Genomic DNA, 14387 nt, shown 5'->3' with positions numbered 1-14387 from the left:
TCGGAAGCCGATGGCGACGGCGCGGCCGGAGCACCGGCCTCGACGCGCGCAAGCGGATGTGGGGTCCGGTTTCTTCCTTTGTCCGGAAACCGGAACCTTCACATTCATTGCAGGTAGCCGATGAGATAGATGCCGCCGCCCAGGACGATGAGCGCGGGCACCGCCCAAAGAATCAACACAGGCATTTTCCTCTCCTCCAGTTGAGTGCTCCCGGTGAGAGAACGGGAAAAAACGGCAAACGTTCCGGGTTTCTCCGGAACGGCGCAGCTGATGGCGAGTTCATTGCAGCGCCGCATGCAGCGGCGAGGGAGAACGCAATGAAGAAGCTCATGTTGATTTCGGCCGCCGCTCTGCTCGTGTCGACGGGCGCGATGGCACAAACCACCGTCACCACCACGACCGGGGCCGGGCACGGCGCGGCCGTGCAGATCGAACCGGAGTCCCGCACCAAGATCCGGTCCTACGTCACCGAGCGCAAGATCCGTCCGGTCGAAACGCGCGAAAAGATCGTCGTCGGTTCGCCCGTGCCGAGCGACGTCGAGCTCGCAGCCGTGCCGAGTGACTGGGGTCCCTCGCTCACCAAATACCGCTACGTCTATTCGGGCAACCGCGTGATGTTGGTCGATCCCGGCAGCCGCATGGTCGTCCAGGAGATTGACTAAACCGCCGCGCGGCGGGTCGTCGAGGCGGCCCGCCCGTGCATTCTTTCGACAGCTCGTTTGCGGTAGCGCCTGATGCCGATCGTCCGATACGTCGTATTTGCAAGCATTTTCGCGGTGGCGCTGCTCTTGTTGCTGGATCGCTCTCTGCCGCAGCCCGCGGAGCGTGCTGCCGGCCCGGAGGCCGCTCGGGCCACCATTCGCATCCACTCCGCACGGGCGCTGCCTGAAAAAATCATCTTCGACACATCCACTCGGATCGCCGCCACCGTCTCCACTCCCCTGCTCGCCGCCGACGCGCCTGATCGCGGTACGAGCGGCGCATTGACGATGCTTGAAACGCGAACGCCGGACGTCGCGGCATCTCGGCGCGACACGGCGCGCGCAGCCGGTCTGCATTCGAATCGGAATGGCCGCGCGGCTTCCTCTCGCCTCTCCACGCGTCAGGTGACGGCCGGAGCATTCTGAGAGCCGGCGATCGTAGCGAACGCGACTCCATGGCCGCAGCACCAGATGAACGCTGAATGAATAAAAGCTGTGCGCTTGTCGCGGAACTGTCTCAGGCTGAATCGAAGCGTCAACGTGTCCGACACAAGGAACGTTTCCGCGATTGCCAATTTATCCCGGGCCTGATTGGCGATTTGATTTTTGGAAACCTGGAGGAAATGCACATGAGGATCCTGAAGCTCTCTGCGGCTGCGGCCGCGCTGCTGGCCGGCACGGCGCTCGCCGTTGCGCAATCGAGCTCGACGGTCGGCACCGGCGGTTCATCGGCCGGCGGCGGCACCAGCTCTTCGACGGTGGGCACCGGTGGCTCTTCGGCTGGCGGCAGCGGGTCAGGCTCTGCTTCGACGCTCGGCACCGGCGGCTCTTCGGCCGGCGGCGGCACCAGCTCTTCGACCGTCGGCACCGGCGGATCGGCGGCCGGCAGTGGCTCGGGCAGCGGCTCGGCCTCGACGCTCGGCACCGGTGGTTCATCGGCGGGCGATGGCAAGAGCTCATCCAGCGTCGGCACTGGCGGCTCGGCTGCGGGCGGCTCGACCGTTGGCCAGTCCGGTTCGTCGAAATCGCCCGGCATGGGCGACGGCAAGTCCGGTAGCCACGCCAGCGACATGGGCCTCGAAAAGGGCAAGGGCCATAACAAGGACGAGTGGAAGAAGGACAAGAACTAGTGCCTTGACCAGGAGCGGCAGCGATGCCGCTCCTTCGTCTTTGTTGGAGGAGAACTCGCATGAACAGATCAATCATTGCGATCGCAGCGTTGGCACTGACGTTTAGCGCAGCTCAGGCGGCTACCATGGAAAAGACCGGCAAGACGGCGTCGGGCGAGACGTGCAAGGTGACGGTGGTGAAGCATGCGGACGGCAGCATCACGGCCGCGGGCGCATCGGGTTCAGGCACGACGGGCTCGACCGCATCGAGCGGCTCGCTGTCGAGCTCGAGCTCTGCCGGCGGATCGTCGGTCAATGTGCAAGCGGGCGGCGGCCACGTCTCGAGCTCCTCGTCGACGGCGGGTGGGCCCGGCTCCACCAGCGCCAGCACCATCACCGTCAACGGCTGCACAATCTCGACCTCGTCGCCTTAGGGTACAGAAAGGATTGAATCATGAGAACGCTCGTTACGACCTCGGCGGTCGCGCTTCTGCTTGCCGCCACTTCACCATCGCTGGCGCAGACCAGCATCACCGGCGGCAGCGGCGGCTCGGCTGCAGCAGGCGGCACCTCCGCCTCCACCGTCGGCACCGGCGGAACGTCCACCTCGGCGACGGGCCGCACCGGCTCTTCGATCGCGGCCGGCGGAAGCGCCGCTACCGTCGACGGCAAGACCAAGACCGGCGTCAGCATGAACAAGGGCAACGGTCCGGTGATGAACTCCAACGCTCGCGCGCAAGCCCATGATGGCGGCACGTTCAGCCGCTCGCACACCCGCACCAAGGTCAAGGCCGGCGAGCAAGTCGGCTCGACCACCAAGACGATGTCGCATGTGCCGGGCTCGAAGCCGACCATGTCGAGGACGACGACGACGGCGCGCTAGAATCGCGCGGCTCTATTCCTCACCACCTGCTGCCCGGCTTGGCCCGGGCAGCTTTTCCGTTTGCGACTTTCCGTCTTGCGAGCCGGCTCAGCCACCACGCAGGCTGTGGCTGATCCGGGTGACGACGGCATCCCATCGCCGCTTCTGGGCGGCCGGATAATTGATCAGAACGCAGTGCACATAGCCGCGCGCGAAATTGCAGCGGTTGTACCAGATCTTGTCGCGCTTGATGCTCGAGACCACGAAGAAGTTCGAGCTGATCCGCTTGTAGATGATCCCCGTCGGCGGATTCTTGCTGGCGAGGAATTCGGCCGGCGACAGACCTTGCCGGTTCTCGATGGCCTGAACGGTGAGATCTGCACTGCCGTCGGAGCTGCGAAACTGCTGCCCATATCCGTCTGGCTTGCCAGCCGGCTCGGCGAAGATCGAGGCGGGAATGTCGACCGTCGTTCCGGATTCCGGGATGCGGTAAGTCCTCCAGCCGCTTGCCGAGGCGATCGAGGATGTCGCACAGAGCGCGATGATTGCGGCAAGCAATGTCTTCATGTCCGCCTCGTCACTTGCGCGGCGCCAGTTGCAGCTCCATCAAGGCAATCCTTTGCAGGTGGGCGACGTTCCGCTCGCCAGCGCCGGCGGTGCGCAGGATGGATTCGGCGAGCGCGTTGACGTGCGAGGAATGCACGGGATCCGGCAGGGTCGCAACGGCAGCTTCCAGCGCGGTCGTCATGATCTCGATCACCTCGGGAGAAAATTCGGCGTTGGAAAAATTCTTCATCGCGTGCGTCGGCCGCTTGTGCGGGTCGTGTTCAACGCCGGGAAAAAACGGAAGTTCCTGGATGGGCACGGTCCCGAGTACTGGGACCGTCGGCAGGTCGGCAGCTCACGCAGCCGGCTGGTAGCCGGTGAGCCGAGCGGGCTCGGCATCCTCGTTTGCAACGCTCTGCACCCTCGCATGGCTGCCGATGACGAGACCGGCGAGCGAGAGCATCAGGCCCAGCGCGAGCGGCGCGAACAGGGCCTCTTCCTGAAATAATCCGTTGAGCAGAACGACGAGCACGCCGAAGCCGGCGAGGCCCTGCGTCAGATATCCCGACGACGCGTAGAGGCGCCAGGCCTTGAGCGCCATCGCGAAATAGAAGGCCAGCGGCACGAAGGCCGCGATGCCCATCTGGTACAAGAGGACGCCGATCGCGCTTTCGACCGCGCCGTCGATCGTGCCGGCCGCCTGCGCAGCGCTCCAATCGATCGAAAAATAGCTGTCCGACAAATTGCCGCCGATGCCGAGGCCCCGGCCGTAAGGTCTCTGCACGAATCCGTCGAGGCCGCCCATTAGGCCGATGACGTGATAGTCGCCGATCTGCAGGCCGATGCGGATCGCCAGGATCGCAAAGGCGATCATGCCGGCGAACCCCAGCAACAATGTCGCTACGGCACCGATGAGGCGAGTCCCGATCCAGCCCGCAGCCACGAAGACGACGGTGATGAGCGCTCCCTTCACGCTGCAGAAGACCAGCAGCGGCAGGGCTGCCAGGGCGAGCAGCGGGCGTCCGACCGAGAACAGGAACAAGGCGAGAAAGCCGATCCCGTAGGCGAAGCTGATCGGGTGCATGTTCGGGCCGTGAATGCGCAGCATCTTCGACAGGCCGAAGCCTTCGAGCAAGGGCGTGTTCAGGAAGTCGAAGCTGAAACGATCCTTGAGTGTGACGGGCACGTTGCCGGTCTGCCGCATCTGGGTTTCCCAGACGCCGGAATGGGTCGCCTTGAGCTCGTCGAAGCCCCAGAACGTATGGCCGTTGGTGACGGCCAGCCAGACATCGCGCAAGACGAGCTCGACATAGCCGCACAGCATGAGGAGGACCGCTAGCGCGACCAGGAACGGCGTGATGCGCACCTCAAAGGTTGCCGCGGTCAGGAGCGACAGCTGAAACAGAAACAGCGGCAGAACGATGTTGCGCAAATAGACCGCCGCCGGCTGTCCGTCCTGGACGAAGCCGATCGCGAAATAGAGCGAGACGACGGCGAGGGTGACGACGCCCCAGCGCATGATCTGATTGATTTCCCTCGACTGGCTCCTCTGGCCCAGCACGTAGAGCGCAAACGTCGCCAGCCACATCACGGAGCAAATCAGGAAATTGTAGCCCTTGATGAAATCGAGATCGGAGGGGAGCGGGACCAGCGGCGACAGGATGGAGACGAACAGGTTCTGGAAGAACAGGACGAAGATCGCGACCGCCGGGGCCCAGGTCGGGACCGCAACGACGATGGCGATACCGATCAGGACCTCGATGATGATGGCCAGCGCGGGATTGGCGAGGTGCAGAACTGGCGCAGAGCTGATCGTCGCGATGGCGATGCAGAAGGTCGCCGCCAGCTCGCGCCAGGCCGGAGGCGACGGCGCGGCCTGCACGCTCTGGCCTTGCGGTGAGTACCCGGCGCTCATCAATCGTCCTTTACCATCGCGCCGGACACGATAGCCGCGCGAGGGGTAAGGATCCGTTAACGATCGCGGCGCGCAGCGGGAGCCCGTTCGGGCCGGCCGGGCGCGCCGAGCAGCGCCCGCATCACGTCGGGATCGGGCTTGCCGGTTGCGGCGTCGACGAGGCCAAAGCCTTGCGCCAGTTCCCAATGCGCCCAGCCCCAGCAATGCGCGCGGGCATAGGCAGTGACCTCCGCCAGCCAGCGCAACCGGCTCTGCCGGGGGGCGCCGGCTTTCAACACGCCGAACTCATTGACGATGATCGGCCGCGAAAATTGCTGCTGCCATGCGAGCGCCGGCGCGAGCCAGCGATCGGCTCCCGGCTTCTCCTTGGCGGCGCCAATCGCGGTATCGAGCATGGCGAGCGCCTTGACCGCGCCCCTCGCCTGCAAATCCTGCCGAAGCGCCTGAACCTTGGGATCGCCGGCATTGATCGGATAAGGCAGATCCATGATGTCGTGCAGCGGATCGCGCGCGTCCCAGTGGCCCTGATGGGTGAACACCATCGGATCGTAGAAATGGATGGCATAGACGACGTCAGCGTCCGCCAGCGGACGAAACCGCGGCAGCGAGTCCGCGCGCTGCCAGTTGACCGGACCGACGATGAGCGTGGTGGAGGGCAGTAACCGGCGAACGAAGGCGGCGAGCGCCTCGACCTCCTTTTGCCATCTGTCCGCTTCGATATCGGGTTCGTTGAGCAGCTCGGCGAAGACTAGATCGGCTGGATATGACCGAATGACCCCAGCAAGCGCGCGCCAGGCCTCCTGCATCTCGCCCATCGCCGCATCGGGATCATCCTTGTGCAGGCGATTGAAGCGCTCGCCCGGATGAAGGTCGACGGAGCTGGAATAGCCGAGCGAGGTCAGCTGCTTCAACGCGCCGTCGAGCACGCGCAGCGTCGCCTCGCGCTCGTCCTTTGCGGCAAAGCGCGGCATCACGCGCTCCGCCGGCACCGGCAGGCGGACATGGCTCATGCCCGCCTTGCGCAGCTGCTGCAGCAGCGCGCGGCTCGGCGGCGCACCGTTGATCCAGCCGTCGGCGTTGAAGCCGCGCGAGAGGGCGGCAAGCCGCCCGGGCGAAACCGTCGACGGCAGTGGCACGCAATCCTCGGCGAATACCGGACGGCCGACCGCGATCGACAACAGCATCGCCGCAGCCAGCAGACGGCAGCGCAAGGCTGTCATCGTCACACCGCAAGGCCCAAAGCGCCACCGTCGGGCTGAGCCACCATTGAATCAGCGGGCACGTGATTGACGACGAGGCCGGTCGGCACCGCCGCGTATCTCGACAGCGCCGCGGTCACTCTGCGCATCGCCGACGAGCCAAGCTCGCCGGCGCGCGCCACCAGAACGATCAGGTCGGCATGCGCGGCCAGCGCAATGGCGTCGGGCTGCAAGGCGAGATTGCCGGCGTGGACCACGATCAGGTCGAACTCCGAGCGGATATCGTCCTCGGGCCGCGCATCGGGCTTCCGGCCGGCACTCAGCAACTCGTCGATCGACTGAAGTCCCGCCGTGGTCGAGCCGTCCTGCCATTCGGTCACCGGCGGCTGGGAGCCTGCAAATTCCGGCTGGAGCCGGATCAGCACGCTCATCATGCCGCGGTTGACGGCGGCGCGATTGAGGGAGCGCGCCACCGTGTTGCCGCCGGCGCTCTTACCGACCGACAAGACCAGCGCGACCTTGCAGCCGCGCACCGGCACGCGGTCGATGCGTTCGAGCAGCGGCCGTAAGTGGGGGCCGAGATCGAGCTCGGCCGACGCGCTGACCGGTCTTTGCCAGACCGTGTTGATCCCGCCTCCTGGCGCCAGCTCGGGGATGCGGGCCCAGACAGGAAGGCGGGGCATCGCCTCGGCTGGGCGCGCGGCGGCGGCAGGAGGGGAAACTTGCCGGTTGGGCGTCTCCGCCGCTTCACGTGAGACAGGCGCCTCAACGGATTCGGGCTTGTCGGCGGACAGGCTCGTCGTCACCGCAACGGCGGCGGTCGACGTCAGCAGCGAGCCGATCGCCAGCGCCGCGAGCAGCAAGGCGAGCGGCGGACGCGTCGAGCGCAACGGCGGAATGGCAATTGAGGCGATCTTGGTCTGGGACGCCTGCAGCTGACGCTGCTCATTGGTGGTCTTGAACCGCGACAGGAACTGCTCGTAGATGTTGCGGTTGGCATCGGCGTCGCGCTGCAGCTCCTGCAGCTTCACCAGCGCCTGGCCGTCGCGCAGCATCTTGGTCTCGACCGCCTTGAGCTGCTTTTCCAGCGCGTTCTGCTGCTCCAGCTGAGCCTCATATTCGGACTTGGCCGTATCGATGTTCTTCTTCCGCTCGATCTCGATCTGCCGGTTGATATCCGCCAGCTGGCTGTAGGAGATCGCAAGGTCGGGATGGCGGTCGCCATAAACCGCCTTCTTCTGCGCGATCTGGTCGTTCAGCGCCGAGCGCTGCGCGCGCAGCATGCTGAGGAGATCCTGCTTCACCGGCCCTTCGACATTGGCCTTGACGTCGCGCTGCACCTGCTCGTAGCGCGCCTTGGCCTCCTCGGTGCGGGCGCGGGCGGCGGAGACCTGCTGGGTCAGGTCGGTCACCCGCAATTGCTGCGTGGTGGATTCCTTGCCGGCATTGACGATGTTGTGCTCGAGCCGGAAGGCGGCGACGGCGTCTTCCGACGCGCGCAGGCGCTCGCTCAGCGTCTTCAGCCGGTCCTGGAGCCAGCCGGCCGCCTCGTCCGTCGCCTCGGTGCGGACGCGGCCCTGGCTGGCGACGAAGGCCTCGGCGATGGCATTGGCGTAGTAGGCGGCGCGATCCGGCCGGTTGGAGGTGAAGGAAATCGCGATGACGTAGGTCAGCCCGCGCCGGGTGATCTCGAGGCGGTTGCGGAATCTTTCGAGCAGGCGCGTCATGTCGGTATAACCGCCCGCGATGTCTTCGTCGTCCGCGATCTTGAGCTGCTCGATCAGGGGGCGGAGGAAGCCGTCGGATTTGGCGATCTCGATCTGGCTCTGCAGCGCCGCGGCATCCTGGCCGATGCCGGGCAGCACGTCCTGCTCCGAGGTCACGCGCAGCTCGCGCGGATCGAGCACGACCAGGGCCGTCGCGGCATAGCGGACCGGAAGCACCATCAGGGCGACGACGCCGAGGGCGAACAGCGCCAGCGCCAGCGTCAGAATGCGCCGGCCGTTCTCGCGCAGAAAGGACAGCGTCCCGGAGACGGTCAACGATCCCTTGGTCAGTCCCGGCGAGGCGCCGTCAAGCTTCGCCTTCCCAGCGCGCGGCGCTTCCCACGAAGCCGCTTGCTCCGTCGGGGCGATGCTTCGCGGAGATGCGCGGCTACCGAACGCCATGGGTTGGACTCGAAATCAACTGACAGTCATAGCTCTGAGGCTTGCTACACCGTAAATATCCATGGTTAACCGCCGGTTACGGCTCGGCTGGGCTGGCATGGTCTTGGGCGGTGAACGATTCGTTAACGCGACGCGGCCAGCCATTCAGGCGCGGCGCACATCGGCGGCGCCTGCCTGCGCTCGCCTCGATGTGCGACCGCTCACAAGGCGATGACATATCCATCCCGCCTCGGATCGGCGGCACCCGTCATCACGCCGGTTTCCGGATCGAGCGCGATGGCCTGCATGCCGCCGCAGAGCATGGTCCACCCGGTGTCCAAGATCTCGATCTCGTGGCCGCGGCGTTTCAGTTCGACGATCGTTTCCGGCGCGATGCGGTTCTCTGCCTGAATGAAGCGGCCGTCCCACAGCCGTGAACGCGGCGCCTCGATCGCCTGCTGCAGCGGAAGGCCGAACTCGATGTGCTGCACATAAGCCTGGGCCTGGGTTTGCGGGATGCCGTAGCTGCCGGGCGTCCCCAGCGCGAGCACCGGACGGCTGCCGCGCGTCGCAATCGACGGTGCCAGCGTCACCGGCAACGCATCGCCCGGCTTGGCGAGGTTCGGGCTTCCCGGCTGCACGTCGGCCCAATGCAGATGATTGTTGAGGCAAACGCCGGTCCCCGGCACCACGACGCCGCTGCCGAACGGGCTGCCGAGACTTTGCGTCATGCAGACCAGATTGCCTTCGGCGTCGGCGATCGAGAACGAGGTGGTGTGGCCGGGATCGGCACGATCCTGCGGCATCCATTGCTCCGTCGGGCCCGTGATCGGCCGGCCGTCGCTCACACGCTGGCGAAGCCGCGCGATCGTCGCCTCGGACATTGCTGCAGCGGCTTGATCCGGTCCCAGATTGCCATGGGCGATGCGCTCGCCGGCGGCGAGACGGATCGCGCGATAGACCGTGTCGAGATGATCGGCGCCGTCCTTCGGCAGACGCCCGAGGTCAAAGCCTTCAAGGATCTTGAGGGTCAGGGCGAACTGGAAGCCGCCGCATTGCTGCGCCGGGACGTGAAGCTCGAGCCCCCGATAGGACACGGTCAGGGGATCGAACCAGTGCGGCTTGACGGCGATGACATCGTCCAGCGTCAGGCTGCCGCCGAGCGTGGCGAGATAGTCCACGATCCGCCGGCCGAGCTTGCCGCCATACAGATGCTCGGGCCCCCATTCGGAGATCTCGGCAAGAGTCTGCGCAAGATCAGGCTGCGCGACGATGCTGCCGAGCTTCACCGGCATTCCATCCGGGAGATAGTTCCTGACCAGTGCGGCGTGCAGCTCCGGCCAGGGTTCGAGCAGCGGCACCTGCTCGTTGATCTCATCAACACCGAAATCCGAGAGCGCAAAGCCGCCCTGCGCCAGCGTGATCGCCGGCGCAAAGACGTCCGGTAGCGATTTGCGTCCATAGCGCGAGAGCAGCTCGCACCAGCCCGCGAGATTGCCGGGCGTCGAGGCTGCCTGCGGACCGCGCTCGAGCTCGAATCTGCTGGTGTATCTGCCGACCGGGAAGCTTGCGGGCATCGGCGGCGCGAAGTCGAGCACGCGAATGCGCTGCTCGATCGCCACCCAGATCGTGGCCAGTCCAAACCCGGCAAGCCCCGACATGAACGGCTCGACCACGTTGAGGGCGGCCGCCGTGGCGACGGCCGCATCGAACGCATTGCCGCCCTGCATCAGGATTCGTGCACCGGCCTGTGCCGCGAGCGGATGCGCGGCGGCGACCATGCCGTGCCGCGAGAACAGCGTCGGACGCCCATATGTCCTGGCGAGTTGCATCCGGAAAAGGCCTTCCCCGATCAGTGCGTCGTCGCAGCAGCCTGGATCGCCTCCGACATGATCTCGAGACCGCGATCGATTTCGGCCTCGGACACCGTGAGCGGCGGCGCGATGCGGAATACGCCGCCCATGCTGGGCAACTTGACGATGTTCATGCTGAGACCGCGACGCATGGTCTCCTCCATGATCCGCGCGCCGAGTTCAAACCCCGGCGTCTTGGACTGCCGGTCGACGACGATTTCAAGACCAAGCAGAAGCCCGCGGCCCCTGACGTCACCGACGCATTCGAACTTTTGCTGCAGCGACAGCAATCCATCCCGGAGCCTGTTGCCCCTGGCGGTTGCCTGCGCCACCAACCCGTCGCGCGCGACAACGTCGAGCACCGTGACGCCGATCGCGGCGGGCAAGGGATCGGAGACATGCGTGGTGTAGAACAGGAAGCCGCGCTCGAACGCGGTCTGCTCGATGGCCTTTGTCGTCATGACCGCGGCGAGCGGCAGACCGGCGCCGAGCGTCTTCGACAGCGTGAGAATATCAGGCACCACGCCGTCACGCTCGAAGGCAAACATGTGCCCGGTGCGGCCGATTCCGGTCTGAGCTTCGTCGAGGATCAGCAGCATGCCGCGCTGCTCGCATTTTTGCTTCAAAGCCGCGAGATAGCCGAGCGGCAGTTCCAGAATGCCGCCGCTGGAGAGGATCGGCTCGGCGATGAAGGCCGCCAGACTACCGGTCGACTGGCTGTCGATCAGTGCGAACGCATCGTCGAGCTCGGTCTGCCAGTCGTTGCTGCCGTCGACGTTCCTGAAGCGCGGCCTATAGGCGTTCGGCGCGGGAATGACGAACGATCCGACCGCGGCCGGCCCATAACCGCGCCGGCCCGCGCTGTAGGTCGCCGACGCCGCCGCGCCGGTCATGCCGTGCCAGCTTTGCGCGAAGGCGACGATTTCGTGCCGGCCGGTGACGAGCTTGGCCATCCGGATCGCCGCTTCATTGGCTTCCGCGCCTGTCGTCAGCAGCTGCACGCGGTCGAGACCGGGCGCAAGCGCAGCGAGACGCTCGGCCAACGTCACCACCGGACGCGAGAGCATGCCGCTGAAGAGATGAGCGACCGCACCCATTTGCCGTGCGACCGTGGCGACGATGTCGGGATGCGTGTGCCCCAGCACAGCGCTCATCTGACCCGAGGTGAAATCGAGGATGGCGCGTCCGTCGGCATCGTAGACGAAACTGCCGGCCGCACGCTCGATGATGACGGGTTCGAAACTCGGCCCATAGCGGGTCAGATGCGTGTTGGCGGACGCCCAGAAATCGGGATCGGCATTTAAGGTCATGACAGCCACCTCTCGCTTGGGGGACGTCCGACCTCTAGGCAAGAATTTGACTTCAGGCTAATTGATATAATTCAATCTGGATATTAATCTTCCTGATGTCGATGCTGGATCTCACCCTTCTGAGGAATTTCGTCGTCGTGGCCCGCACCGGCTCGATCAGCCTGGCGGCCTTGCAGATTGGCCGGACACAGTCCGCGCTCAGCATGCAGATGCAACGGCTGGAACAGACGATCACGCAGCCGCTGTTTCACCGCAGCGGATCCGGCATGAGGCTGACCGCGGCCGGCGAGAAACTGCTCGCCCACGCCGAGACGCTGCTGGCGCAGCACGACGAGATTCTCGCCGACATGAGCGGCGAGAGTCTCAAAGGGACGCTGAGCCTGGGCTGCCCGGAGGACTATTCGATCGCTTTCCTGCCGGCGCTGCTGAAGGGGTTCTGCGCGCTGCATCCCAATGTCGAGCTGCGCATGGTCTGCGCACCGACCTCCGAGCTGCGCCCGATGCTAGCGCGGCGCCAGATCGAGATGGCGCTGGTCTCGCTGTCCGATGCCGGAGCGCGCGAGGTGATCCGCGAGGAGCGCTTCGTCTGGGTCGCGAACGAGGCCGAACCGAAAATACTGACGCAGGATGTGCTGCCGCTGGCGCTGGCGGCGCCGATGAGCCTGGACTACCGCGCCGCCTGCGCCGCGATGGACGCGGTCAATCGGCGCTACAGGGTCGCCTACGCGAGCAACAGCCTCGCCGGCCTGATCGCGATCGCGCGGTCCGGTCATGCGATCAGCGTCCTGACACGAACCGCCGTTCCGTTCGATCTTCATGTCGTCTCGGCCGGACTGCCCCTGCTTCCAACCATCGGCATCGCGCTCGAATTCTCGGAGGCGAGGCCCTCGCTGCTGGCGACGACGCTGGCCGAGCACGTCCGCACCGTGTTGCCCGGACTGAAGACCAAGGCGGAGATCGATTAGTGACCGGCGCGTGCGCGGCGAGCGCAGCGCTCAGCTGATGTTCAGGAGGATCCGTCCCGATGTGCCGCTGCGCATCAGATCCAAGGCGTCGTTGATGTCGTCGAGCGCGAACTCGTGGGTGACGATGCCGCGGTAGCTCACCTTGCCGGCGTCGCTGAGTCGCACCAGGCGCGGGATATCGCGCGCGGGCTGGCATTGCCCGCCTTCCGAGCCCTTCAGCACCTTCTCGAAGTGCAACGGAAGGGTATAGATCTCGGCCTTCTCGCGGGGCACGCCGACGAGGATGCAGCGGCCTTTCTTGGCGGTGATCTCGTAGGCGAGCTCGATCAGGTTCTTGACGCCGGTGGTCTCGACGACCTTGTCGGGGCCGTCGGCCCCCGTGATGGACCGGACCTCGGCGGCCACATCCTTCACAGTCTCGGAATTGATGATGTGGGTGGCACCGAAATCCTTCGCCATGGCCAGCTTGTTGTCGAGGCGGTCGATCGCAATGACCGGCCAGGCGCCGACCATCGCGGCGAATTGCACGATGTTCAATCCGACGCCGCCGACACCGAATACGACGACGGATTCGCCGATGGCGATCTGCGCATCGTTGTTGACGACGCCGAGCGCGGTCGTCACCGCGCAGCCGAGCAGCGGCGCACTGGTGCGGTCGATCGTATCAGGAACGGGCGTGACGCGATTCTCCGACACCACGGCATATTCGTTGAAGGTGGTGACCCAGCCCGCATTGAGGCGCTTGCCGCGCCAGGAATAAACCGGCGTGTTGGACTGGATGCCCTTGCCCGGCCGCCAATGCATGACGACGGTATCGCCCTGCTTGCAGGAGACGACGCCGGGTCCGGTTTCGACGATGGTCGCCAGCGCCTCGTGCCCCAAGAGGTGCGGCAGGAACTTGTCGACGCCCTTGACGGCGTCGATCTCGTTGATCTGTGCGCCGCAAATGCTCGACGTGTGCACATGGGCGAGCACCTGACCGTGCTCGAGCCTGTCGGGCAGATTGAACTCGTCGACGATCAGCGGCTTGCCGGATTCGACGAGTATCGCGGCCTTCGCGGTCTTGATGTCCATGGATCGCGCGCCCGTTCACTCGAAATAGATGAATTCGTAGTCGCCGGTGTAGCCGAGCTTGCCGTAGAGCCAGATCCATTCCGAGGTGTGCAGGATGGATTCTGCCGTTAGCGCCCAGCATTCGAGGTTGTGCAGCTCGGTGACGTTCCGGTAGCCCTCGACCATGACGTATTTGTTCTTGCCGACCCGCTCGATCTCCTTGAGCGCGGCCTCGAGCTCGTAGAGCCTGAGATTGTGCAGGGTGCCGAGCGAGATGACGAGGTCGAAGCTGTCGTCGCCATAGGGATAGACGTCCTGGGCGCGATAGTTGAACAGATACGGCTTCACCTGCTCGTGTGCATTGGCAAGACCATGCTTGGAAATGTCGAAGCCGGTGACCTTCAGACCCGGCAGGATCTTCTGCATCTCGTACAACAGAAAACCCTTGCCGCAGCCGACGTCGAGCACGCTCGACCCGTCCTTCAGGCCATAGGTCTCGATCAGCGCCTTGGCGACCGGGGCCCAGCGCCCCTCGATGAAGCGGTAGCCGCCATAACCGAAACGGCGATCGCCGTCCCAGTAATCGGCCTCGTACTCCCGCGCCTTCAGCGAGCAGCCGATCTTGTCGTCGTTCATGCGGCCCATGTAGTCGCGCTTGGTCGCAGTGTGCAGCGGCGTTACGATATTCAGCAGTCGTCCCATTGAGCCCTCGGATTTCATCACGCGC

15 protein-coding genes are annotated in these 14387 nt (G+C 65.3%); 5 read left to right on the top strand and 10 right to left on the bottom strand.

The genetic code is table 11. The features are described from left to right. Positions 1–317 precede the first annotated feature (317 nt). The 3 genes from I6F31_RS22825 (at position 318) to I6F31_RS22815 (ending at position 1831) form a co-directional block, all read left to right on the top strand. Positions 318–662, top strand: coding sequence for a DUF1236 domain-containing protein (locus I6F31_RS22825; RefSeq protein WP_036014486.1), 345 nt, complete (start codon positions 318–320; stop codon positions 660–662). 72 nt (positions 663–734) lie between these two features. Continuing rightward, a complete protein-coding gene (locus I6F31_RS22820; protein ID WP_051057172.1) occupies positions 735–1127 on the top strand; it encodes a hypothetical protein in 393 nt (130 codons plus the stop codon). Positions 1128–1330: 203 nt separating this feature from the next. Then, positions 1331–1831 carry a hypothetical protein gene (locus I6F31_RS22815; protein WP_057027814.1) on the top strand — a complete coding sequence of 167 codons (501 nt, stop codon included), beginning with the start codon at positions 1331–1333 and terminating at the stop codon, positions 1829–1831. A gap of 112 nt (positions 1832–1943) precedes the next feature. Here the strand turns inward: I6F31_RS22815 and I6F31_RS22810 are convergent, their stop codons facing one another. Continuing rightward, positions 1944–2222 (bottom strand): hypothetical protein, encoded by a 279-nt coding sequence (locus I6F31_RS22810; protein WP_192893365.1) that lies wholly within the window; start codon positions 2220–2222, stop codon positions 1944–1946. Positions 2223–2264: 42 nt separating this feature from the next. On the opposite strand from I6F31_RS22810, the gene I6F31_RS22805 reads away from it, so the two are divergent. Continuing rightward, a complete protein-coding gene (locus I6F31_RS22805) occupies positions 2265–2693 on the top strand; it encodes a hypothetical protein (RefSeq protein ID WP_036014014.1) in 429 nt (142 codons plus the stop codon). A gap of 87 nt (positions 2694–2780) precedes the next feature. On the opposite strand, the gene I6F31_RS22800 is transcribed toward I6F31_RS22805, so the two are convergent. The 7 genes from I6F31_RS22800 to I6F31_RS22770 form a co-directional block, all read right to left on the bottom strand. Then, complete coding sequence (locus I6F31_RS22800; RefSeq protein WP_036014019.1) at positions 2781–3239, bottom strand: hypothetical protein; 459 nt, start codon at positions 3237–3239, stop codon at positions 2781–2783. A gap of 10 nt (positions 3240–3249) precedes the next feature. Further along, complete coding sequence (locus tag I6F31_RS22795) at positions 3250–3468, bottom strand: hypothetical protein (RefSeq protein ID WP_036014021.1); 219 nt, start codon at positions 3466–3468, stop codon at positions 3250–3252. Positions 3469–3573: 105 nt separating this feature from the next. Then, positions 3574–5133: a hypothetical protein gene (locus tag I6F31_RS22790; RefSeq protein WP_036014023.1), complete on the bottom strand. Its 1560-nt coding sequence runs from the start codon at positions 5131–5133 to the stop codon at positions 3574–3576. 56 nt (positions 5134–5189) lie between these two features. Then, positions 5190–6353, bottom strand: a complete 1164-nt coding sequence (locus tag I6F31_RS22785) for a cellulase family glycosylhydrolase (protein WP_225186147.1) — start codon at positions 6351–6353, stop codon at positions 5190–5192. Between the two features lie 2 nt (positions 6354–6355). Next, complete coding sequence (locus I6F31_RS22780) at positions 6356–8500, bottom strand: GumC family protein (RefSeq protein ID WP_036014025.1); 2145 nt, start codon at positions 8498–8500, stop codon at positions 6356–6358. Between the two features lie 200 nt (positions 8501–8700). Beyond that, positions 8701–10311, bottom strand: a complete 1611-nt coding sequence (locus tag I6F31_RS22775; protein WP_036014028.1) for a gamma-glutamyltransferase — start codon at positions 10309–10311, stop codon at positions 8701–8703. 20 nt (positions 10312–10331) lie between these two features. Beyond that, complete coding sequence (locus I6F31_RS22770; RefSeq protein ID WP_050995977.1) at positions 10332–11642, bottom strand: aspartate aminotransferase family protein; 1311 nt, start codon at positions 11640–11642, stop codon at positions 10332–10334. Positions 11643–11743: 101 nt separating this feature from the next. Here I6F31_RS22770 and I6F31_RS22765 point away from each other — a divergent pair, with 101 nt between their 5' ends. Beyond that, positions 11744–12607: a LysR family transcriptional regulator gene (locus tag I6F31_RS22765; RefSeq protein ID WP_085969212.1), complete on the top strand. Its 864-nt coding sequence runs from the start codon at positions 11744–11746 to the stop codon at positions 12605–12607. A gap of 30 nt (positions 12608–12637) precedes the next feature. Here the strand turns inward: I6F31_RS22765 and I6F31_RS22760 are convergent, their stop codons facing one another. Together I6F31_RS22760 and I6F31_RS22755 are read right to left on the bottom strand one after the other, a co-directional pair. Beyond that, positions 12638–13681 (bottom strand): zinc-binding dehydrogenase, encoded by a 1044-nt coding sequence (locus I6F31_RS22760; RefSeq protein WP_225147271.1) that lies wholly within the window; start codon positions 13679–13681, stop codon positions 12638–12640. Between the two features lie 15 nt (positions 13682–13696). Beyond that, positions 13697–14362, bottom strand: coding sequence for a class I SAM-dependent methyltransferase (locus I6F31_RS22755; RefSeq protein WP_036014038.1), 666 nt, complete (start codon positions 14360–14362; stop codon positions 13697–13699). Positions 14363–14387 lie beyond the last annotated feature (25 nt).

Origin of the sequence: Bradyrhizobium sp. NBAIM01, from assembly GCF_020194115.1 — a bacterium.
In the GTDB taxonomy this organism is placed as follows: Bacteria; Pseudomonadota; Alphaproteobacteria; order Rhizobiales; family Xanthobacteraceae; genus Bradyrhizobium; species Bradyrhizobium yuanmingense.
The sequence above is the reverse complement of the archived record's forward strand: the minus strand, read 5'-3'. Positions and strand labels throughout refer to the sequence as shown.